The following is a 20,875-nucleotide window of genomic DNA, read 5'->3' as shown; positions in this document are numbered from 1 at the left end:
TGCCGTGGGCCGGTCGCGCCGTCGGGGCCGCCCGGACGGCACCCGGGTGCCGGAGCAGCGGTCCGGATCGGCAAAGATAGGGGTCGTGTCTGGTGAAAGAGAAGTCCTGACCTGGGAATTGTTCGGGCAGGCGAGCCGCGAGCTCGCGCAGGCGGTCGCCGACAGCGGGTACCGGCCCGATCTGATCTTGTCGATCGCCCGGGGCGGCCTGTTCGTGGCGGGCTCCCTCGGCTACGCGCTCGACGTCAAGAACCTGCACGTCATGAACGTGGAGTTCTACACCGGCGTCGACCAGCGGCTCGACATGCCCGTGATGCTGCCCCCGGTGCCGAACGCCGTCGACCTGTCGGGCGCCCGCGTCCTGGTCGCCGACGACGTCGCCGACACCGGCGCCACGCTCAAGCTGGTCCGGGACTTCTGCGCCGACCACGTCGCCGACGTGCGCTGCGCCGTCATCTACGAGAAGCCCCGCTCCGCGGTGCGGTGCGAGTACGTGTGGCGCCGCACCGACCGGTGGATCAACTTCCCGTGGTCCACGCTGCCGCCCGTCGTCCAGCGGGAGAACCAGGTCCTCGACGCCTGACCCGCCACGGTTGTCCACAATCCGCGACCGGCCTGTCGCCGAGCGTGTCGAGGCTGCGAACCTCGACTGCATGACGGACACGACGACGGGGCCGCTGGTCATCCGGTCGCCCCAGGACGCCATCGCCGCCGTTCCCTACCTGCTGGGATTCCATCCCGCCGACAGCCTCGTGGCGGTCGGCTTCGACGGCCCGCACAGCACCTGCGCCCTTCGGCTCGACTTACCGGCCCACCGCGTGAGCTGCGAACGCACCGCCGACGTCCTGTCGCGCAACGGCTTCCGGCGCGCCCTGGTGCTCGGCTACGGCCCGGCCGACGCGGTCGCGCCCGCGGTCGCGGACGTCTGGGAGGAGCTGACCGGCAAGGGCCTGGAGGTGGTCGAGGCGCTGCGCGTGGCCGACGGGCGCTGGTGGTCTCTGACCTGCGTGGACTCCCGGTGCTGCCCGCCGGAGGGCCGCCCGTACGACATCACCGCCAGCGCCGTCGCCGCCCAGGCGGTCCTCGCGGGCCACGTCGCCCTTCCCGGACGCGAGCACCTCGCCCGGTCGGTCGCGCCGCTGGAAGGCGCGGTCCGCGCCGCCATGCGCGAGGCCACCGACCGCGCCGAACGGCGCCTCCTGGCGTGGGCTCGCGAGGGCCTGTCGCCGGCCCGCATCCGTTCCCGCATGGTCGAGGAGGGCGTCGCCCTGCTCACCGACCTGTCGTCCCGTGAACGCCCGCCCGACGAGGACGACGTCGCCTGGCTCGGCGTCCTGCTGACCAGCATGCGCGTCCGCGACGAAGCATGGGTCCGCATCGACGAGGCCGCCCCGGGCGCCGACATCGAGTTCTGGCGGCACGTCCTGCGCCGCGTCGAGGAACCCTACGTCCCCGCCCCCGCCTGCCTGCTGGCGTTCGCCGCCTTCATCGCAGGCGACGGCGGCCTCGCCAACGTCGCCCTGGACCGCGCCGCCCGCGCCGACCCCGACTACACCATGGCCGCCCTGCTCCGCGACATCATCGCCGCGGGCGTCCCGCCCTCGAAGGCCCGCCTCGGCATGACTCCCGAAGACCTCGCCCGGGCCTATGCCGACCCCGACGACCCCGACCCCTGATCCCTCGCCTGCAGACCCCGCACCGTCGCACCGCCGCCCCGGCTCCCGGCCCCGTCCCGTCCACGCTGCCATCCCACTCGCCAAGGGCCGGCTCGTGCCGGGCGGCGGCAAGCCCGATGGCGAGGGCATGAGGCTCCGCACTGCCTCCATGCGCGGTCCCTCCATGCTCATTACCGGGCCGGCCAGTCGTTGCGTCCTGGAAGCCGGTCTCACAGCGGACGGCGGGCTTGTCATACCGCGCGGCCACGGCACGCCCCTTCGAGAGCGTCCGGGGCAGGCCAAATGCACTGACCACGGAGGTTGCGAACGCAGTGGACACGTCGCTGTTGTCCTCAGTGCGGCGAACATGCTCTTCAACTAACGCGATGGCCTTGCCTTTATCGGCTTAGATTTATCGATTCCGCACTGCTCGGATCAGCCAATACAGCTCATCGAGTGCCTCACGGCGTGCTGCCAGGCGCGGTGCGGCCATGGGCGGTGTTCGCTGCGTCTCCTGGATGCGCTGGTCAGGTCGCGGTCTGTGTGAAGTGTGGCCACGAAGGTGTAAAGCGGCAGAGCGGGGCATAGACGGTGCAGCGGTCCTTCATATAAGGAGGCTGGGGACTGTGACCATCACCGGAATCATCACGGCCATTATCATCGGCGCCATCATCGGCGCGCTCGGCCGACTGCTGCTGCCCGGTCGGCAGCCCATCGGCATCCTCATGACGCTCGCGGTCGGCATCGTGGCGGCCCTGATCGGCACCGCGATCGCCCAGAACGTCGGCGTCGCGACCACCGATGGCATCGACTGGATCGAGCTGGTCTTCCAGATCGGTCTGGCGGTCATCGGCGTCGCCGCCGTCTCCGCGTTCCAGCGGCGCCGCGGTGCCCGCCGCTGACCGCCGATCGCGGCGTCCGTCCGACGCGCGCGGCGGAGGGGCGGCTTGGGGTCGCCGGGAGGGTCGACCGCCCGGGGGCTCCTCGCCGTCCGCCCCTCAAGCGATGCCCACGAAGAACTCGTCTCGCTGGGTGAGTCGGCGGTGGCGGATGAGAGCGCAGGCGATGACGGTGAAGGCCAGGAAGCGGCCGGCCTTGCGTTCGTAACCGCGATGCAGGCGGGGCGGCATCCGGCCTGTCAGCGCGGTGTTGGTGTAGGCCTCGGCGGTGCATGAGCGCCCTGATGACGGGGGCGCCGCGGGCATCGCCGCCGAAGGCGTCGATGAGCCAGCGTTTGAACCGGCCGTGTTCGGCGGAGGTCATCTCCACACTGAGCCGGCCAGGCGATGGTGCGTTCGATGGTCCACCGGTGGCGGCCCAGCCGTGCCGAAGAGTCGATGCCGGGCCAGACGTGGTGTGAAGCCACGAACACGCAGCCATCCGCGCAGGTGGTCGTAGCAAGCAGCGTGGGGTGGGGCGTCGAGTGGCCACCGGTGGGCGGCGGGCGCTCTGTTCGTGCTTGACGAGCTTGCGGGAGGTCGAGGCGGCGTAGGGGGTGGGCCCCGCTGTCATGAATGACCTGGGCGCGACAGCGGTTTTCGCGCGCAGGTGGGAAGTGAGCGCGAGCACCAGTGGCGGTGTGCCGTCGGCGCGTGAGAGATGGCTGGAGCTAGGGGCGGGCGTCAGGAGACGGCTTCGCCGGGGGCGCCGGGGTCTATGCGTCGGTTGCGGTTGCGTTCGTTCCAGGCGCGCATGCGGGCCGGATAACCGACGATCTGCACGTCGTACACGGGGAGCTTCAGGTCGCGGGCCACCTTGGCGATGACCTGCGGCGAGCCGACGCGGCGGCGGGTCCATTCGCCGTCGTGCGCGACGGCCACCGCGGTGGTGTCGGTGGCGAACGTCTCCGGCTCGACGTAGAACTCCACGCCTCGGCGGCTGCGCGCGAAGGCGATCAGAGCCTCGATGTCGGCGTCGGTGGCCTCACGGTCCAGCTTGGTGATGGATGCGCCGCGGTTCTTGCGGAGCCCGAAGCGGTCGCGGAACCTCATCGCCGTTCCCGTCGTCTAGAGCCGCCCCGGAACCGCTCCGGGGCGCATACGCGTAAGACGATAACGACCCTCTCAGGAAACAGGTTCCCGACACAGCGACTATGTCCCCCTGGCGGCGCAGGCAGCGGCTTACACTGCGGACCTGGTAGGCGGCGTTGGGGGAGCGTGCGGGGGGCTCGGTGACCGGTCGACGCTGGACGGCCACAATCCAGAAGTCGGCCGCGGCCGTCGCGGTGACGGCGTTCTTCGGATGGCTCAGCGCACTCGAACCGACGCCGGAACACGCGGGCCCGTCCGTGCCCGTGGCGGTTCTGCGCGGTGAGGCCGCACCGCGCGCGCCCGAGCGCGTCCCCACTCCCACGCCCACACCGACTCCCCGAGTGGACTGCACACGGGCCAAGTGCGTGGCGCTGACGTTCGACGACGGGCCGGCACCCGGCACCGCCAAGCTGCTGAACATCCTGGCCCGGCAGAACGTCAAGGCGACGTTCTTCCTCATCGGCAGGAACGTGGCGACGCACCCCGACCTCGTCCGGCGGGAGGTCGCGGAGGGCCACGAGGTGGCCAACCACAGCTGGTCGCACGCCGATCTGGGACGCGCGTCCGTCGCGAAGGTGGAAGGCGAACTGGCGCGCACGCAGCACGCGATCCGCAAGGCCGCCCACGTGACGCCCGTCCTGATGCGTCCGCCGTACGGGTCGACGGACGCAAGGGTCGCGGGCATCGCCAGGCGCATGAAGCTGGCGCAGGTGCTGTGGGCCGTCGACCCGCTCGACTGGCGGGACCGGGACACCCGTCTCGTCGAGCGGCGGGTGCTCAAGGCGGTGCGTCCCGGAATGATCGTGCTGCTGCACGACATCCACGGGACGACGGTCGAGGCCGTGTCGCCCATCATCGAGCGGCTCCGGGCCGACGGCTATACCTTCGTGACCGTGTCCCAGCTGTTCGGCAGGCCGCTGACACCGGGCGAGGAGTACGTCGAACTGTCCGACGAGCATGATCGGGACGGGGAGACGGCCGGCTCGCGGTGACGTCGTCCCCTCCTGGCTCCGGGGAGGAACTCAGGGTCGGCTCAGGGGTCGTCCCCGATGCGGGGCGGCGGAGCCGCGCCGACGATGAAGGCATGGAGATCAGTCACGCCACCGGGCACCTGCGGGTGTCGGACGCGGAGCGCGAGCCGGTCATCGCGCGTCTTCAGGACGCCTACGCCGAGGGACGCCTGGACCACGCCGAGTTCGACATGCGCATGCACTTGGCCCTGACGGCCAAGACGCGGAGCGATCTGGCGGCGGTGACGCGCGACCTTTCGCCTGGTCCGGCCCCCGAGGCGGAGGAGGGCGAGCCGACCGGTGAGGAGCGGCTCGTGGCGGCGGCCGCGCACTTCGGCGGGTTCTTCACGCTGTTCGTCGTGCCGCTCGTGCTGATGCTGGTCTACGGGAAGAAGTCGCCGTACGTGCGGCGGCACGCGGCCGAGGCGGTCAACTTCCAGCTGACCGTGCTGGGGGTGACCATTCTGACGTTCGGCATCGGCGCGGTGCTCTACAGCATCACCTGGATCGTGGCGGGCGTCGCCGCCGTCTACGCGCTGGTGGGGCAGCCGTTCCGCTACCCGTGGATCCTTCGGCTCGTCCGATAGGGCGGCCTCGCCGCGCGCCGGGCCCGTCCCTGAACGCTCGCGCGGCGCCCGGCTGCGCTGTGGCATGCCCGTCGGCGAGTGTGCACGACTGGTTCTGCCGGGGTGCCGCCCGCGCGAGTCGCGCGGTCTGACGTCTGCCTGGCGGGGCTAGAGGCCGTCGAGGGCGGGGAGGCCGTCGATGCTCGTGGCGTTCCTCTCGGCGTGGTAGGCGCGCATCTGTTCGGGGGACTTGCGGCCGGCCCATTCTTTGAGCATTCCGCGCTCGCCGGCCAGTTCCATGTAGGGGACGGCGTAACCGCACGAGTCGGCGATGCGGTCGACGGCGACGACGATGATGGCGCGGCTGCCCGGGGTGTCGACGGGGAAGCGGCGGGCCAATTCCGGCCAGTCGGGGGAGCCGGGGGTGACGACGCGTCCGGTGCCGTACAGCCGCAGCACCTTCGGGGTGCGGCCGAACGAACAGAACATGATCGTGATGCGGCCGTTCTCACGCAGGTGGGCGATGGTCTCGGCGCCCGAGCCGGTCAGGTCGAGGTAGCCGACGGTGTGGTCGTCCAACACCGCGAAGGTGTCGGCGTATCCCTTGGGGGAGACGTTGACGTGACCGTTCGCGGGGGCGGTGGCCACGAAGTACATCGGCTGTTCGGCGATGAACGCCCGCAAGCGCTCGTCCAGGCGCTCGTAGATTCTTCCCACCCTCCCACTCTTCCCCGTGATGACGCGAACCACCCGGATATGTGGACGATACATGGGATGATCGATTTACTGTGTGCGTGGGGGAGGGCAGATGACCGAGCTTGCGATCAGAGACGACCATCAGCGCGCCGTGGAGGCCCTGCGCCGGTCCTATGAGGCGATTCCGAAGGGGACGCCGGTGCGGCTGGCGAAGAAGACCTCGAACCTGTTCCGCTGGCGGGAGCCGTCACGGGCGCCGGGCCTGGACGTGTCGGGGTTCGACAAGGTGCTGCACGTCGACCCGGAGGCGCGCACCGCCGACGTGCAGGGCATGACGACCTACGAGACCCTGGTGGACGCGACCCTGCCGTACGGGCTGATGCCCACGGTGGTGCCGCAGCTCAAGACGATCACGCTGGGCGGCGCGGTCACCGGCCTCGGCATCGAGTCGACGTCGTTCCGGCTCGGCCTGCCGCACGAGGCGGTGCTGGAGATGCAGGTGCTGACCGGGGACGGCCGCGTCGTCACGGCCACCCGCGACAACGAGCACGCCGACCTGTTCTACGGCTTCCCCAACTCCTACGGGACGCTCGGCTACACCCTGCGGCTGAAGATCGAGCTGATCCCCGTCAAGCCGTTCGTGCGGCTGCGGCACCTGCGGTACGGGTCGGCGGAGGCGTGCGCGCGGGCCATCGCCGAGCTGACCGAGGCGGGCGAGTACGAGGGCGAGCCGGTCGACTTCCTCGACGGCACGGTGTTCGGCCCGAAGGAGGTGTACCTGACGGTCGGGTCGTTCGCCGACAGCGCGCCCTACACGTCCGACTACACCGGCCAGAAGATCTACTACCGGTCCATTCAGCAGCGGTCGGTCGACTTCCTGACGGTGCGCGACTACATCTGGCGGTGGGACACCGACTGGTTCTGGTGCTCGCGCGCGTTCGGCGTCCAGCATCCGCTGGTGCGCCGCGTGTGGCCGGACAAGGCCAAGCGGTCGGACGTCTACCGCAAGCTGGTGGCCTACGACCGCCGCTTCGGCATCGTCGCCCGCATCGACCGGTGGCGGGGGCAGCGTCCCCGCGAGGACGTCATCCAGGACATCGAGGTGCCGGTGGAGCGGCTGCCGGAGTTCCTGGACTTCTTCCACGAGAAGGTGGGCATGAGCCCCGTGTGGCTGTGCCCGCTGCGCGCACGCGACCGCTGGCCGCTGTATCCGCTGGAGCCCGGCCGCACGTACGTCAACGTCGGTTTCTGGGGGACGGTCCGGCTGCCCCCGGGGAAGATCCCCGAGTACCACAACCGGCTCATCGAGCGTAAGGTCGCCGCGCTTGACGGGCATAAGTCCCTGTACTCGACTGCTTTTTACAGCCGTGACGAGTTCTGGCGGCACTACGACGGGGAGACCTACCGACGGCTCAAGGAGACGTACGACCCCGACAAGCGCCTGCTGGACCTCTACGACAAGTGCGTTCGCGGGCGCTGAGCCGCGCCACCGGGGGGACGCCCCGGCCACGCCGGGGCTCGGCCCGGCTCGGGGCGGAGAGACAGGAGGAAGAACATGACGCTGGCCAGGGTCTTCGAGGAGCTCGTCGGGCCTGACGCGCCAGTGGAGTTCGTCGCGTACGACGGATCGCGGGCGGGCACCCCCGGAGCCGACATCCGGCTGGAGGTGCGTTCTCCGTACGCGGTGTCCTACCTGGTGCACTCGCCGGGCTCTCTTGGGCTGGCCCGGGCGTACGTCAGCGGGCACCTCAACGTGCACGGCGACATGTACACCGCGCTGTCGACGATGCAGCAGGCCCTGGGGGAGGTGTCCTGGGGCGACAAGCTCCGCGTCCTCAGTGAGGTGCTGCGCAACCCGCTGCTGCGGGGAGCGGTCAGCCGTCGTCTGCCGCCGCCGCCCCAGGAGGCGCCGTTCAGCCGGGTGCCGTCCTGGCTGCGCCACTCCAAGCGGCGTGACGCGAAGGCCATCTCCCACCACTACGACGTGTCCAACACCTTCTACGAGTGGGTGCTGGGGCCGTCCATGGCCTACACGTGCGCGTGCTACCCCCGGGAGGACGCCACCCTGGAGGAGGCGCAGCGTTACAAGCACGACCTGGTCGCCAAGAAGCTCGGGCTGCGGCCGGGCATGCGGCTGCTGGACGTGGGCTGCGGCTGGGGCGGCATGGTGATGCACGCCGCCAAGGAGTACGGGGTCAAGGCGCTGGGCGTCACCCTGTCCAAGCAGCAGGCCGAGTGGGCGCAGAAGGCCATCGCCGACCGCGGCCTGTCGGAGCTGGCGGAGGTGCGTCACCTGGACTACCGGGACGTGGAGGAGACCGGGTTCGACGCCATCAGCTCGATCGGCCTCACCGAGCACATCGGCAAGGCCAACCTGCCGTCGTACTTCTCCTTCCTGTACGACAAGCTGGTGCCGGGCGGGCGGATGCTGAACCACACCATCACCCGGCCCGACAACATGGCCCCCCCGATGAAGCCGGGCGGGTTCATCAACCGGTACGTCTTCCCCGACGGGGAGCTCGAAGGCCCCGGCTACATCCAGTCGAAGATGAACGACGCGGGGTTCGAGATCCGGCACCAGGAGAACCTCCGCGAGCATTACGCCCGCACCCTCCGGGCCTGGTGCCGCAACCTGGACGCGCACTGGGACGAGGCCGTCGCCGAAGTCGGCGAGGGCACCGCGCGTGTGTGGCGGGTCTACATGGCCGGCTGCGTCATCGGCTTCGAGCGCAACTGGATCCAGCTGCACCAGACGCTGGGCGTGAAGCTCGACCGCAACGGCAACTCCCACATGCCGCTGCGTCCCGACTGGGGCGCGTGACCTCCACCCGTACGACGAACGGGCTTTCCCGGGGCACGTCCTCGGGGAAGCCCGTTCGCCATAAGAGCGCGCCCGCACCCCGCTGAGCACAGCGAGCCTCCCGATATCAGAGGTCGGCACGGGCTGGATGACTGCGGCGCCGTCGGCCCGGCAGCACGTGGCCAGGCAGGTGCTCGCGTTCGAAATGAATCGAGGCTGTAAGCACGACAGTGGCCGGCAATACGTGGCTGTCGGAGGTGGAGCCGTGCCCCCAACGCCGCTGTGCCGCACCCGAACGGGCGTTAGCGCGTGGTCGACCGGCTCGGCAGCCGTGCCGCCGGGCGGCTCGCGCTGCAGCGCACCGTGCCGCCCGGACCCCGGCGGCGTGCTGGTGCGCCGCACATGACGGTGGAATCGACGCCCACCTGCCGGCCGATCAGCCCGGCCGCGTCGGCCGAGCCTGCGGGGCGGCCAGGATGCGCGCCAGACGCCTTCACGCTGCCAGCGGCGAAGCAGCCCGTTGACCGCCTGCCAGGATCCGTAGCAGGCGGGTACGTCCCGCCACGGCGCCCCGGTGCGCACCCGCCGGCGGATCCCATCGATGAGCTGCCTCTGGTCCACTTGGACGGTCGCCCCGGCCTCCTCCGGAGGACGTGCCGGGGGTGCGGTCGATTCCGTGTACTCGTTGTCGTTCGGCGCTGTCGCACCTTCGCAGAGTGTGTGCGCTGCATGGCGGTCGGGTGTTTCTTGATTCGTGCACGCGGTCGGATAGGCGGCGGCCGTATGAGCGGCGGCGCGTTGATGCGAGGCGGAGTAACGTCGCGGGCACGGAGCGAAGGGAGGAGCCGTGGTGGACGACGTGCGCGCGGGGACCGTCGAGGCGAACGGACTGCGGTTCGGTTACCTGGAGGCGGGGCCGGAGGACGGGCCGCTCGCGCTGTGCCTGCACGGCTTCCCCGACTCGGCGCACACGTGGCGGCATCTGCTTCCCGAACTGGCCGAGGCCGGGTACCACGCCGTCGCGCCGTTCATGCGCGGCTACGCGCCCACCGCGGTGCCCGACGACGGCGCGTGCCAGGCGGGCGCGCTGGTCGCCGACGCCGTGGCGCTGCACGAGGCGTTCGGCGGCGGCCCCGACGCGGTGCTCATCGGGCACGACTGGGGTGCGCTCGCCGTCTACGGCGCCGTCGCGTACGCCCCCGAGCGGTGGCGCCGCGCGGTCGCGCTGGCGGTGCCGCCGATGACGTCGCTGATGAGCTCGTTCTTTGAGTACGAGCAGCTCAAACGCTCGTTCTACATCTTCCTGTTCCAGACGCCGTTCGCCGAAGCGGCGGTGAACGAGGCGTTCGTCGCCGGACTGTGGCGCGACTGGTCGCCGGGATACGACGCGACGGCGGACGTCGCCCATGTCATGGACTGCCTGGCCGCGCCCGACAACCTCGCCGCCGCCCTCGGCTACTACCGCGCCCTCATGGACCCCTCCGCGCATGCCGACCGGTACGCCGCGCAGCAGGACGCGGTCTCGGCGGTCGGCGAACGGCCGCTGCTCTACCTGCACGGCGCCGACGACGGCTGCCTGGGCGTGGACGCGTTCTTCCCGAACGGGGACGCCTCCGCCGTCCTCGCCTGCCTGCCGCGCGGTTCCCGGGCCCAGATCGTCCCCGGTGCGGGGCACTTCCTGCACCTGGAGCGGCCCGCCGAGGTCGACCGCCTCGTCCTCGACTGGCTCGTCGACGACCGACAGGACATGTGACGCGTGTCACGCCGCCGAGTCTCCCCCGTCGGCGCTTTACTTTGCCAGTCTGTGTGTAAACCGAATGGCGTTCTGGGACTCGGATGGCGCGATGCTCAAGGTCGAGGACATCAACCTGACGGACAGGGACTTCTGGCGGCGTCCGCTGGAGCACCGGCACGAGGCGTTCGCGGCGCTGCGCCGGCATCCCGGCCTGGTCCGGTTCGAGGAGCCGGACGTGAAGATCGTCCCGCGCGGCCCCGGCTACTACGCGCTCACCCGGCACGCCGAGGTGCTGGAGGCGTCCCGGCGGCCCCAGGACTTCTGCTCGGGACGCGGCGCCACCAACATCCCCGACATGCCGGGCGACCTGCACGAGTACTTCGGCTCCATGATCAACATGGACGATCCGCGGCACGCCCGGCTGCGCCGCATCGTGTCCCGCGCGTTCTCGCCGCGCATGGTCCAGCGGTTCGAGGACAAGGTGGAACGCGTCGCCGCCGGCCTGGTGGACGAGGTGGCGGCGGGCCGCGGCACCGGCGACTTCGTCGCCGACGTCGCCGCCCGGCTCCCGCTGACGATCATCTGCGACATGATGGGCATCGGCCCCGAGCACCACGCCGCCGTCCTGGACGCCACCAACGTGATCCTGGCGGGCAACGACCCGGAGTTCCTGCCGTCGGGCGACCCCGAACGGACCGCGCTGCGGCTCATGGAGGCCGGCCAGACCCTCAAGGACCTCGTCGAGGAGCTGGCCCGCCGCCGCCGTGCCGAGCCCACCGACGACCTGACGTCCGCGCTCGTCAACGCGAACATCGACGGCGAGTCGCTCAGCGACCAGGAACTCGGCTCGTTCTTCATCCTGCTCGTGGTCGCCGGCAACGAGACCACGCGCAACGCGATCGCGCACGGCCTCGACCTGCTCACCCGGCACCCCGACCAGCGGGCCCTGCTCGTCGAGGACTTCGAGGGGCGCATCGGCGGCGCCGTCGAGGAGATCGTGCGGTACGTGTCGCCGGTGGTGTGGATGCGGCGCACCGCCACCCGCGACACCACTCTCGCCGGACACGAGGTCAAGGAAGGCGACAAGCTGCTGCTCTACTACTGGTCGGCCAACCGGGACGAGACCGTCTTCACCGACCCCGAGCGGTTCGACATCCTGCGCGACCCCAACCCGCACGTCGGCTTCGGCGGTCCGGGCCCGCACTTCTGCCTGGGCGCCCACCTGGCCCGCCGCGAGATCGCCGTGATGTTCCGCCAGCTGCTGAGCCGCCTGCCCGGCATCAGGGCCGACGGTGAACCCGACCGCCTCGAATCGAGCTTCATCAACGGAATCAAACGCCTGCCCTACACGTTCTGACCCCGGTCCGCCCCGGTCTCCGCGTCGCGGAGCGGACCCGGCAGGCGGCCGACGGCGCGGCCGGGCGTTGTGCAGGGCGCGCCGTGCCGGTCTCGTTAGGGGACCCGTCGCGCCGGCAGATGAGCCGGCTGACGAGGTCGTGGGGACCACCCTTTCCACGCGCACCGCCCGCGAACCGGTCGTCCGGCTCGCGGGCGGGAGCTTCGCCGCGGCCGCCGCGGAGGACGGGCGGCGCGGGCGCGCGTCCGAGGCGGTCCGGGTCAGCGCAGTTCGCGCTTGAGGATCTTGCCGGTGGCGGTCATGGGGAGCTCGTCGCGGAACTCCACGATGCGCGGGTACTTGTACGCGGCGAGCTGCTCCTTGGCCCAGGCGATCAGCTCGTCCTCGGTGAGGGTGGCGTCCGGGGTGCGGATCACGTACGCCTTGATCTCCTCGCCGTGGGTGTCGTGCGGCACGCCCACCACCGCGGCCAGCGAGACCTGCGGGTGGGTCATGAGGACCTCCTCGACCTCCCGCGGGTACACGTTGAAGCCGCCGCGGATGATCATGTCCTTGGAGCGGTCGATGATGTAGTAGAAGCCGTCCTCGTCGCGGCGGGCGATGTCGCCGGTGCGGAACCAGCCGTCCCGGATGGCCTCCGCGGTCGCGTCCGGACGGCCGAGGTAGCCCTTCATCACGTTGTGGCCGCGCACGGCGATCTCGCCGGGACCCTCGCCCTCGATCGTCTTCCAGTCGTCGTCGATCAGCTTCATCTCCACGCCCCAGATCGGCGTGCCGATCGAACCGGGCTTGAGGCCCACGTCCGCCTGGTTGAACGAGACCACCGGCGAGGTCTCCGACAGCCCGTAGCCCTCGAGGATCTTGACGCCGAACTTGGCCTCGAAGCCCTTGAGCACCTCCAGCGGCAACGACGCCCCGCCGGACACGCAGGTGTGCAGGTGCCGGGCGACGTCCTCGGGAGGCACCGTGCCCTGGTCGGACAGCAGGGCCCAGTACATGGTCGGGACGCCCGCGAAGATCGTGACCTTCTCCTTGGCCATGAGGCGCAGCGCCTCGGCCGCCTCGAACCGCGGCTGCAGCACCAGCGTGGCGCGCCGCCGGATGCCCACGTTCATCACGCACGACTGCCCGAAGGCGTGGAACATCGGCAGCGTCACCAGCGACACGTCGTGGGCGGTGCGGTCGAACATCATGTCCGACACCAGCGCGTTCATCAGCATGTTGCTGTGGGTCAGCTCGGCGCCCTTGGGCCGGCCGGTGGTGCCGCTGGTGTAGAGGATGACCGCGGTGTCCTCGGCGGACGTCCGCGCGGACTCGAAGGCGCTCGGCTGCGCCCCGACGGCGGGCCAGAACAGCTCGGCGTCCTCGAACGGCGACTCGGCGGCCCCCGGGTCGACCGTCATGAGGAACAGGTGCTCGCAGCCGTCGGCCTGCTGGAACCCGGCGTGGCCCATCTCGCCGAGCGGCAGCTCGGGGGTGCCCTCGAACGCGAACAGCGCCTTGGCGCCCGAGTCGTCGAGGTGGTAGGCGATCTCGCGCGGCTTGAGGAGCACGTTCAGCGGGACGACCGCGGCGCCCGCCTTGAGGATCCCGAAGTACACCATCGGGAAGTACGGCACGTTGGGGCACGACAGCGCGACCTTGTCCCCCGGGCCGATCCCGCGCGAGCGCAGCAGGTTCGCCACCTGGTTGGCGATGGTGTCGATCGTCGCGTACGACAGCCGCATGTCGCCGAAGACGACGGCGTCGCGGTCGGGCGACTTGCGAGCGGCGTCCTCCAGCAGGACCGAGAGATTGAGCATGGCACTCCTCGCCGGGCGTCACCAGCCGGTTGTTACCGATGAGTGTAGGAACGGTGTCGGTCATCCTGCTGGAAGACGACGCGTCCGCGCAGCCCCCTGACAGAACCCGTTCGCCATCTCGCGGCAAATCGTGACCGGGGGGTTATTTTTTGAGGGTCGGGCCCGGACACGGCGACGGGCGGCCTGCCGGGGAGTCGGCGGCAGGCCGCCCGTTGGAGGATCCCTTCCGGTGTCGGCGGATCACCCGCGGGTCGCCCGCGGGGGCGCGGATCAGCCGAAGTCGACGTCAGCGCACTGGTAGAACGCGTTGCCCGTGTCGGCGATGTCCCACACCGCCAGGATCAGGTGGCGGCCGGACTTGTTCGGCAGCCTGCCGGTGTGCGAGACGGTGGAGGGCGGACGCTGGCCGCCGTAGTCCTGCTGCAGGAACGGAGTCGACTCGAGGGCGGCTCGGGTGAGCGGCTGGGACGGGTTCCAGCCGTCGCGGGTGATGAAGTAGCGGAACGACGTGGTGGCGTGCGCGGCCGTGAGCGTCCAGGAGAAGGTGAAGGACTGCCCGGACTGCACCCGGGTGGCGGGCCACTGGCCGCCGCGCGGGTCGTCGAGCGGGGCCCAGCGGCTGTCGCCGGCGGCGCAGATCGTGCCGTCCGCGGGCCCGGCCGCGGGGAAGCCCTTGGGGCCTTCGACGCTCTGCGGCTCCCACTGGATGGGGCCGCAGTTCTGGACGGTGCCCTGCTTGCAGTGCAGCGCGCGGCTGACCGGCGAGGTGGTGTAGCCGTGCGCGTACGCGGGCGCGGCGCTGACCAGAGGCAGGCCGACGGCGACGGCCGCGGCGACGGCGAAGGAGACCTTTCGTGACATGCGCCTTCCTCCTGGCGGGGTCGGAGTGACCGGCGAATCTAATAGGAAACCTTCCTATTGGTTCCAGAGGGTAGCGGTCGGCGGCGCCCCGTCAAGGCCCAATCGGAAAATTCGCCCGCCCGGCAACGCGCCTCCGGGGGGCCTTGCCTCTGCGCTAGTCTTGGTATATGCGGACCGGAAGGCTGCTTCTCAGCCGGCCGCGCTGACGGACGACCCCAGTCGGCGCGGCGACCCCTCCTATGGCGAGGGGTCGTTTCGTGTCTGTCCGGCGAGGGCGCCGGGGGCCGGCGCACCGTCCCCGCGCGAGCCGCGCGCCTCGAGGCCCCGCAGCCAGAGCCGTCAGGTACCAAGAGGACCAGTGGAGTAGCGACCGTGAGCAGCGACGACACCTCCCGCACCGCGCCGGGCGCTTCAGGGGGGGCGGCCTCTCTGAACCGGGGGGGAGCACAGGACGACGGGTACGACCCCCGGGCCATCCAGGACAAGTGGCAGGCCCGCTGGGCGGAGCTCGACCCGTTCAAGGCGGTCGAGGAGGACGACGGCCGCGAGCGCCGCTACGCGCTGGACATGTTCCCGTACCCGTCGGGCGACCTGCACATGGGGCACGCCGAGGCGTACGCCATCGGCGACGTGGCCGCCCGCTACTGGCGGCAGCGCGGCTACAACGTCCTGCACCCCATCGGCTGGGACTCCTTCGGCCTGCCCGCCGAGAATGCCGCGATCAAGCGCAACGAGCACCCCGCCCAGTGGACCTACGCCAACATCGAGACCCAGGCGTCCTCGTTCCGGCGCTACGCCCCCTCCTTCGACTGGTCGCGGCGGCTGCACACCTCCGACCCCGAGTACTACAAGTGGACGCAGTGGCTGTTCCTGCGCTTCTACGAGCGCGGGCTGGCCTACCGCCGCGGCGGCCAGGTCAACTGGTGCCCCAACGACCAGACGGTGCTGGCCAACGAGCAGGTCGTCGGCGGGCACTGCGAGCGCTGCGGCGCGCTGGTCGAACGGCGCGTGCTGACCCAGTGGTACTTCAAGATCACCGAGTACGCGGACCGGCTGCTGGACGACATGGCCGCCCTGGAGGGCAAGTGGCCCGACCGGGTGCTGCTGATGCAGCGCAACTGGATCGGCCGCTCCGAGGGCGCCGACGTCGACTTCGTCATCGAGGGCCGTGACGAGCCGGTCACCGTCTACACCACCCGTCCCGACACCCTGTACGGCGCCACCTTCATGGTGGTGGCCGCCGACGCCGACCTGGCCGAGGAGATCTGCGCCCCCGAGCAGCGCGCCGCGTTCGAGGCCTACCGGGAGGAGGTCTCCCGGGAGAGCGAGATCGAGCGGCTGTCCACCGAGCGCGAGAAGACCGGCGTGTTCCTGGGCCGGTACGCGATCAACCCGGTCAACGGCGAGCGCCTGCCGATCTGGGCGTCCGACTACGTGCTGGCCGAGTACGGGCACGGCGCGATCATGGCGGTTCCCGCCCACGACCAGCGCGACCTGGACTTCGCCCTGAAGTTCGGGCTGCCGGTGCGGGTCGTGGTGGACACCGGCGAGCCCGACCCGGCCGAGACCGGCGTGGCCACCACGGGCGACGGGCGCATCGTCAACTCCGGGCCCCTCGACGGGCTGAACAAGGCCGACGCGATCGCCCGCATCATCCAGATCCTGGAGGAGAAGGGGCTGGGCAAGGCCGCGGTCAACTTCCGGCTGCGCGACTGGCTGGTGTCCCGGCAGCGGTTCTGGGGCTGCCCGATCCCGATCGTGCACTGCCCGTCGTGCGGCGAGGTCCCGGTGCCCGACGACCAGCTGCCGGTGCTGCTGCCCGACGACCTGCGCGGCGCCGACCTGGCGCCCAAGGGCACCTCGCCGCTGGCCGCGGCGGAGAACTGGGTCAACGTCGACTGTCCCAAGTGCGGCGGCGCCGCCAAGCGCGACAGCGACACCATGGACACGTTCGTGGACTCGTCCTGGTACTACTTCCGGTACTGCTCCCCGGGCTACGAGGACGGTCCGTTCGACGTCGAGCAGGTCCGCAAGTGGATGCCGGTCGACCAGTACACCGGCGGCGTCGAGCACGCCATCCTGCACCTGCTGTACAGCCGGTTCTTCACCAAGGTGCTGTACGACATGGGCATGGTCGACTTCACCGAGCCGTTCACCCGGCTGGTCAACCAGGGCCAGGTGATCCTGAACGGCAAGGCCATGTCCAAGTCGCTGGGCAACATGGTCGACCTGGGCGAGCAGATCGAGCAGTGGGGCGTGGACGTGGTGCGCCTGGCGCTGCTGTTCTCCGGGCCGCCCGAGGACGACATCGACTGGGCCGACGTGTCGCCGTCCGGCATGTCGAAGTTCCTGGCGCGCGTGCACCGCATCGCCGCCGACGTGACGTCCGCGCCCGGCACCGACCCGGCGGGCGGCGCGGTCGACCTGCGGCGCGTCACGCACCGCACCATCGACGAGGCCACCGCGCTGATCGAGCAGCACCGCTACAACGTGGCGATCGCCCGGATCATGTCGCTGGTCACCGCCACCCGCCGCGCCATCGACGACGGCCCCGGCCCCGCCGACCCGGCCGTGCGGGAGGCCGCCGAGACGATCGCGGTGCTGCTGTCGCTGTTCGCCCCCTACACCGCCGAGGAGGCGTGGGAGCGGCTGGGCCACGAGCCGTCCGTGGCGACCGCGGGCTGGCCGTCGGCCGACCCGTCGCTGGTGGTGCAGGAGTCGGTGACCTGCGTGGTGCAGGTCGCGGGCAAGGTCCGCGACCGCCTGCAGGTGCCGCCCGACATCTCCGAGGAGGAGCTGGAGCGGCTGGCGCTGGCCTCCGCCAAGGTCAACGAGGCTTTGGGCGGCGCGCAGATCAACCGGGTCATCGTCCGGCCCCCCAAGATCGTGAACATCGTGCCCGCGAAGTGAGCACCCTGCACGTCCTTCGGCTGCGCTACCTCGGCTCCGAGGAGGCCGCCGGGCCGCACGTGCCCGCCCACGTGGCGTACCTCGAACGCCACCACCGGGCGGGCACGTTCGTGCTCTCGGGGCAGACCGTGCCGTCCGAGCACGGCGGCGTGATCATCGCGTGCGGGGTGGACCGCCCCGAGATCGAAAAAATCGCCGCGACTGACCCATTCGTCTGCGCGGGCGTGGCCGAGTACGAGATCATGACGGTAGATGCGGGCCGGGTTGATCCGGCCCTCGCGGGACTGGTCGGCGACGACCCGTCCCGCGTCCGCGCCCCGGGGGAGCCGCCCGGCTGACGCGGCGCGACCAGCCGCGCAGCGCGTGGTCCGGCACCGGCGGGCACCGATTCCCAGCTGGACGGCCGCGTACGGCCGGCCTCAGCGCACCGTGTCGCACAACGGCCTCAGGGGGATGCCGTCCCGCGGTGCCGCGTGGTCGGCCCGGAGCGTCATGGCGCGGACTGTGGAGCGTGCCGAAACGGACACGGGCGCTGAACGGCGTCCGTGGACGTATGGATGTGGAATGGGTTGAGGCGAGTGCGTCCGCACGCGGTCTTCGACGGGCTCCCCGGCGAGCGGGGCCCGGTGCGCACGCGTACGCCCGCCACCGCCGGGCGGGCGGATGGCGGGCGGCGCGGCGGTCGCGTGACGCGACGCGCCGCGGGAGCGAGCGGAACGACGCGGCCGGGAGCGGCCGGGCTCACGGGAACGTCACATCTTGCGCAGCACGGCGACCACCCGACCCAGGATGGACGCCTCGTCGCCGGGGATCGGCTCGTAGGCCGGGTTCTGCGGGACGAGCCAGATGTGGCCGTCGCGGCGCTTGAACGTCTTCACCGTGGCCTCGCCGTCGATCATCGCGGCGACGATGTCGCCCTGCTCGGCCACCGGCTGCTGGCGCACCACGACCCAGTCGCCGTCGGCGATCGCCGCGTCGATCATCGAGTCGCCGGTGACCTTCAGCAGGAAGTGGGTGCCCTCGCCGACGAGCTGCCGGGGCAGGGCGAACACGTCCTCCACGGCCTCCTCGGCCAGGATCGGCCCGCCGGCGGCGATCCGTCCCACCAGCGGCACGTAGGCGGGGGCGGGACGCGGCGCGGCGTCCTGACCGGAGCCGGGCGCCTCGTAGGCCTCGCCGTCGGCGCGCACCGGAGCGGTGCCCGGGACGCGCACCTCGACGGCCCGCGGGCGGTTGGGGTCGCGGCGCAGGTAGCCCTTGCGCTGGAGCGCCCGGAGCTGGTGCGACACGCTGGAGGTGCTGGTCAGACCGACGGCCTCGCCGATCTCGCGCATGGAGGGGGGGTAGCCGCGGCGCTGCACCGAGTCGCGGATAACCTCCAGGACCATGCGCTGCCGTTGGGTCAGCCCGGCCTCGTCTCTGGGACCGTCGGGCAGCTCCCGGACCTTGCTCATCGCTCGTCGCCTCCCGGCGCTCGCTCCGTCACTCCGAGCCGAACGTTATCGCGTTCCGCTGCGATGATCAAACAATTGTTCGAAGAATGTACTCGCGTTTCACGGGGGGCTGCGGTACAACATCGTACAACCGTTCGATCGAATATTCATTCGAAGATCGGTGGTCGGTCGCGAAGGGGACCGAGATGGCGGGTTCGTTCCACCAGCACTGCACAACGGCCGAGGCCCCGGCCCTGGCGAGACAAGCGCCAACCCCGGCCGCCGCTGCGCCGCCCCTGGGCGCTCCGGCGGAGGACGAGTGGGGGGAGGTGCGGCTGACGCGACGCGGTCGCGTCGTGGTGATCTGCCTGCTGGCGGTGCCGCTCCTGGTCGCGTTGTGGCTGACCGCGACCGAGCGCGCGGGCGCGGGCGGCCCCGAGCTGTCCGATCCGAGCCGGCAGGGCCGCCCGGGCAAGACGGTCGTCGTCGGCGACGGCGACTCGCTGTGGAGCATCGCGCAGCGCGAGCGCCCCGGCGGCGACACGCGCCTGGTCGTCCGCCGCATCATGGACCTCAACAACATGTCCACCACGATCGTCCGACCCGGCCAACGCCTTCACCTCCCCGCCGACTAGCCGTAGACGCGGTCGCTGTATTAGTCGCAGAGCCGCCGTCGCGGGTTCCCGTTCGTCGACTCGCCGACGGCGGCCTGGTTCCTCCGCGCGCAGCGAGCATCGGTCGCGCCGTCATCCCTGCGGCACGTCCTCCCGATCCGGCGGCCCGCAAATCGGGATCTTGCCACCCGGGTCCGACAACCGGCCGTCGTCGCGGGGACGACGAGGAAATGCGACATGCTCCCTCGCCGACGCGCGCGGACCACGCGCCCGTCGCCACTCGTCGGCTCCGAACCCCTGCCCCTGCGGCGCACTTCGACGGGGCACCGTTCTCCGTGCCGCAGGGAAAGGGCCGTCTGGCGACACCGCCGCACGCAAGACCGCAGGCCCGGCCGTGGTCGCATGCGCGCGATGCGCGGAGGGCGGCTCGGCTGACCGCGCTGCGGTGGGGCGTCACTGATCAGCTGTGACGTGCCGTTGTCGCTCATGGCCAGGGCTCCGTCGGGGGCTCAGCGACGGGCCGGGTGCGGCTCGACGGGATCGTGGTGCGGCGGCATGAGCCGCCCGACGCGCCGTCTTCTGGCTGCCGGAGTCGCTCGGGCTGTGGCCCACATTCGCCACGGGCCGCCCGCCGCAGGCACCGTCCGCCGGGCCTGATCCCGGCGCTGCACAGGCGCGCCTCACCTCCCTTGGCGTTGAGGCTGACCCGCGACGGCGCGGTGGCCGCTGAGTTGCTCGCGGCCGTCGCGGAGCGGCGAACGGCCCGTCCTTCGGCGTCCTCTTCGGGACGCGTCCGCCGATCGCAACGCCCAACGCCGAACGGGGGCGCCGACCGCGGTGGCGGTAGCGCCCCGGACAGCACCGGCATGGCGCCGGCGAGCACGTACGGCCACTCGCCGCGGCTCCGGGCGCAGACGGGTCGCCGTGACGATCTCAAGCAGCCCGGTGACCAGCGCCCACACTGCGGTCAGCATGAGCAGCGCCGATCCGGCAGGGCAGGGTGGCGGTCCCCAGTGCGATGCCGCAGGCGCCGGGCATGCTCGCGACTCGTGGGCACGCCGCGCACCGCCGCGACCACCGCCTGCCGCGCGGAGATGCCCGGATGCAAGGCGCTCCCGCCGTATGTCCGGGCGCGGTGGTGGGGCGGGGGTCACTGACTGAGTGGGGTTCGGTGACGCGGTGTGGAGGGGGCGGGGGTGAGCAGGCCGCGTCGACGTCGTGATCGGACGGCTTCTTTCGGTGATCTGTGCGGCGTGGCGGGGGCGAGGGTGGGGCGTCGCCGCGGAGGTCCGAGAGGGCGCGGGAGGCCCTGCGTGGACGGGGTTTCGGTGGCTTTGTGGGGGTTGTGGGAACTCGTGAGGCGACACGCCCGGGCGGGGTCCGGGAGGCTCGGTGTGACATGGGTC

At 71.2% G+C, this 20,875-nt stretch carries 17 protein-coding genes and 2 pseudogenes; 12 read left to right on the top strand and 7 right to left on the bottom strand.

All coding sequences use genetic code 11. The features are described 5' to 3' along the window. The first annotated feature begins 85 nt into the window (after nucleotides 1-85). The 3 genes from AR3_RS03365 to AR3_RS03355 all read left to right on the top strand — a co-directional run bounded on the left by AR3_RS03365 (nucleotide 86) and on the right by AR3_RS03355 (nucleotide 2,557). Entirely contained in the window at nucleotides 86-583 is a 498-nt protein-coding gene (locus AR3_RS03365) for a phosphoribosyltransferase (RefSeq protein WP_067908141.1), read from the top strand. Nucleotides 584-653: 70 nt separating this feature from the next. After that, on the top strand, nucleotides 654-1,676 hold the full coding sequence (locus AR3_RS03360; RefSeq protein WP_067908138.1) for a DUF4192 domain-containing protein: 1,023 nt from the start codon (nucleotides 654-656) through the stop codon (nucleotides 1,674-1,676). 605 nt (nucleotides 1,677-2,281) lie between these two features. Then, nucleotides 2,282-2,557, top strand: coding sequence for a GlsB/YeaQ/YmgE family stress response membrane protein (locus AR3_RS03355; RefSeq protein ID WP_067908135.1), 276 nt, complete (start codon nucleotides 2,282-2,284; stop codon nucleotides 2,555-2,557). 377 nt (nucleotides 2,558-2,934) lie between these two features. Here the strand turns inward: AR3_RS03355 and AR3_RS31970 are convergent. Both AR3_RS31970 and AR3_RS03350 read right to left on the bottom strand, forming a co-directional pair. Then, nucleotides 2,935-3,052 (bottom strand): annotated as a pseudogene (locus AR3_RS31970) (IS5/IS1182 family transposase); the annotation flags it as partial. A 225-nt stretch (nucleotides 3,053-3,277) separates the two neighbouring features. Then, the gene (locus AR3_RS03350) at nucleotides 3,278-3,646 is read right to left on the bottom strand and encodes a hypothetical protein (RefSeq protein ID WP_067908132.1); all 369 of its coding nucleotides are present in this window, start codon (nucleotides 3,644-3,646) and stop codon (nucleotides 3,278-3,280) included. A gap of 380 nt (nucleotides 3,647-4,026) precedes the next feature. On the opposite strand from AR3_RS03350, the gene AR3_RS03345 reads away from it, so the two are divergent. Together AR3_RS03345 and AR3_RS03340 are read left to right on the top strand one after the other, a co-directional pair. Beyond that, entirely contained in the window at nucleotides 4,027-4,677 is a 651-nt protein-coding gene (locus AR3_RS03345; protein WP_083950894.1) for a polysaccharide deacetylase family protein, read from the top strand. Nucleotides 4,678-4,769: 92 nt separating this feature from the next. Then, nucleotides 4,770-5,282 carry a DUF1707 and DUF4870 domain-containing protein gene (locus tag AR3_RS03340; RefSeq protein WP_067908129.1) on the top strand — a complete coding sequence of 171 codons (513 nt, stop codon included), beginning with the start codon at nucleotides 4,770-4,772 and terminating at the stop codon, nucleotides 5,280-5,282. A 147-nt stretch (nucleotides 5,283-5,429) separates the two neighbouring features. Here the strand turns inward: AR3_RS03340 and AR3_RS03335 are convergent, their stop codons facing one another. Beyond that, on the bottom strand, nucleotides 5,430-5,978 hold the full coding sequence (locus AR3_RS03335; RefSeq protein ID WP_067908126.1) for a pyridoxamine 5'-phosphate oxidase family protein: 549 nt from the start codon (nucleotides 5,976-5,978) through the stop codon (nucleotides 5,430-5,432). A 91-nt stretch (nucleotides 5,979-6,069) separates the two neighbouring features. Here AR3_RS03335 and AR3_RS03330 point away from each other — a divergent pair, with 91 nt between their 5' ends. After that, the gene (locus AR3_RS03330) at nucleotides 6,070-7,437 is read left to right on the top strand and encodes an FAD-binding oxidoreductase (protein WP_067908123.1); all 1,368 of its coding nucleotides are present in this window, start codon (nucleotides 6,070-6,072) and stop codon (nucleotides 7,435-7,437) included. Nucleotides 7,438-7,512: 75 nt separating this feature from the next. Beyond that, nucleotides 7,513-8,778 (top strand): class I SAM-dependent methyltransferase, encoded by a 1,266-nt coding sequence (locus AR3_RS03325; RefSeq protein WP_067908121.1) that lies wholly within the window; start codon nucleotides 7,513-7,515, stop codon nucleotides 8,776-8,778. 468 nt (nucleotides 8,779-9,246) lie between these two features. On the opposite strand, the pseudogene AR3_RS32865 reads toward AR3_RS03325, so the two are convergent. Beyond that, nucleotides 9,247-9,408: pseudogene (locus AR3_RS32865) on the bottom strand (transposase); the annotation flags it as partial. Between the two features lie 199 nt (nucleotides 9,409-9,607). On the opposite strand from AR3_RS32865, the gene AR3_RS03320 reads away from it, so the two are divergent. Together AR3_RS03320 and AR3_RS03315 are read left to right on the top strand one after the other, a co-directional pair. Next, nucleotides 9,608-10,510 (top strand): alpha/beta fold hydrolase, encoded by a 903-nt coding sequence (locus AR3_RS03320; protein ID WP_067908188.1) that lies wholly within the window; start codon nucleotides 9,608-9,610, stop codon nucleotides 10,508-10,510. Nucleotides 10,511-10,601: 91 nt separating this feature from the next. Next, on the top strand, nucleotides 10,602-11,849 hold the full coding sequence (locus AR3_RS03315) for a cytochrome P450 (protein WP_067908118.1): 1,248 nt from the start codon (nucleotides 10,602-10,604) through the stop codon (nucleotides 11,847-11,849). Nucleotides 11,850-12,109: 260 nt separating this feature from the next. Here the strand turns inward: AR3_RS03315 and AR3_RS03310 are convergent, their stop codons facing one another. Together AR3_RS03310 and AR3_RS03305 are read right to left on the bottom strand one after the other, a co-directional pair. Next, nucleotides 12,110-13,651 carry a long-chain-fatty-acid--CoA ligase gene (locus AR3_RS03310; protein ID WP_067908116.1) on the bottom strand — a complete coding sequence of 514 codons (1,542 nt, stop codon included), beginning with the start codon at nucleotides 13,649-13,651 and terminating at the stop codon, nucleotides 12,110-12,112. Between the two features lie 270 nt (nucleotides 13,652-13,921). Beyond that, complete coding sequence (locus tag AR3_RS03305) at nucleotides 13,922-14,512, bottom strand: lytic polysaccharide monooxygenase auxiliary activity family 9 protein (protein ID WP_067908113.1); 591 nt, start codon at nucleotides 14,510-14,512, stop codon at nucleotides 13,922-13,924. Nucleotides 14,513-14,941: 429 nt separating this feature from the next. Between AR3_RS03305 and leuS the strand changes: the two genes are divergently transcribed. Both leuS and AR3_RS03295 read left to right on the top strand, forming a co-directional pair. Continuing rightward, entirely contained in the window at nucleotides 14,942-17,422 is a 2,481-nt protein-coding gene (leuS, locus tag AR3_RS03300; protein ID WP_067908185.1) for a leucine--tRNA ligase, read from the top strand. Then, on the top strand, nucleotides 17,419-17,760 hold the full coding sequence (locus tag AR3_RS03295; protein WP_083950892.1) for a YciI family protein: 342 nt from the start codon (nucleotides 17,419-17,421) through the stop codon (nucleotides 17,758-17,760). Before leuS ends, AR3_RS03295 begins: the two co-directional genes overlap by 4 nt. 414 nt (nucleotides 17,761-18,174) lie before the next feature. Here the strand turns inward: AR3_RS03295 and lexA are convergent, their stop codons facing one another. Beyond that, complete coding sequence (gene lexA / locus AR3_RS03290) at nucleotides 18,175-18,876, bottom strand: transcriptional repressor LexA (protein ID WP_067908110.1); 702 nt, start codon at nucleotides 18,874-18,876, stop codon at nucleotides 18,175-18,177. Between the two features lie 308 nt (nucleotides 18,877-19,184). On the opposite strand from lexA, the gene AR3_RS30225 reads away from it, so the two are divergent. After that, entirely contained in the window at nucleotides 19,185-19,490 is a 306-nt protein-coding gene (locus AR3_RS30225) for a LysM peptidoglycan-binding domain-containing protein (protein ID WP_067908107.1), read from the top strand. The last annotated feature ends 1,385 nt before the right edge of the window (nucleotides 19,491-20,875 follow it).

This window comes from Actinomadura rubrobrunea NBRC 15275, assembly GCF_001552235.1.
Lineage (GTDB): Bacteria > Actinomycetota > Actinomycetes > Streptosporangiales > Streptosporangiaceae > Spirillospora > Spirillospora viridilutea.
Note: the sequence above shows the minus strand (reverse complement) of the source record. Positions and strands in the feature narration are given on the sequence as shown.

Coding starts and splice junctions, on each gene's coding strand:
- AR3_RS03360 (WP_067908138.1), top strand. CDS start 654: ATGACGGACACGACGACGGGGCCGCTGGTCATCCGGTCGCCCCAGGAC.
- AR3_RS03325 (WP_067908121.1), top strand. CDS start 7,513: ATGACGCTGGCCAGGGTCTTCGAGGAGCTCGTCGGGCCTGACGCGCCA.
- AR3_RS03330 (WP_067908123.1), top strand. CDS start 6,070: ATGACCGAGCTTGCGATCAGAGACGACCATCAGCGCGCCGTGGAGGCC.
- lexA (WP_067908110.1), bottom strand. CDS start 18,876: ATGAGCAAGGTCCGGGAGCTGCCCGACGGTCCCAGAGACGAGGCCGGG.
- AR3_RS03305 (WP_067908113.1), bottom strand. CDS start 14,512: ATGTCACGAAAGGTCTCCTTCGCCGTCGCCGCGGCCGTCGCCGTCGGC.
- AR3_RS03310 (WP_067908116.1), bottom strand. CDS start 13,651: ATGCTCAATCTCTCGGTCCTGCTGGAGGACGCCGCTCGCAAGTCGCCC.
- AR3_RS03315 (WP_067908118.1), top strand. CDS start 10,602: ATGCTCAAGGTCGAGGACATCAACCTGACGGACAGGGACTTCTGGCGG.
- AR3_RS03340 (WP_067908129.1), top strand. CDS start 4,770: ATGGAGATCAGTCACGCCACCGGGCACCTGCGGGTGTCGGACGCGGAG.
- AR3_RS03350 (WP_067908132.1), bottom strand. CDS start 3,646: ATGAGGTTCCGCGACCGCTTCGGGCTCCGCAAGAACCGCGGCGCATCC.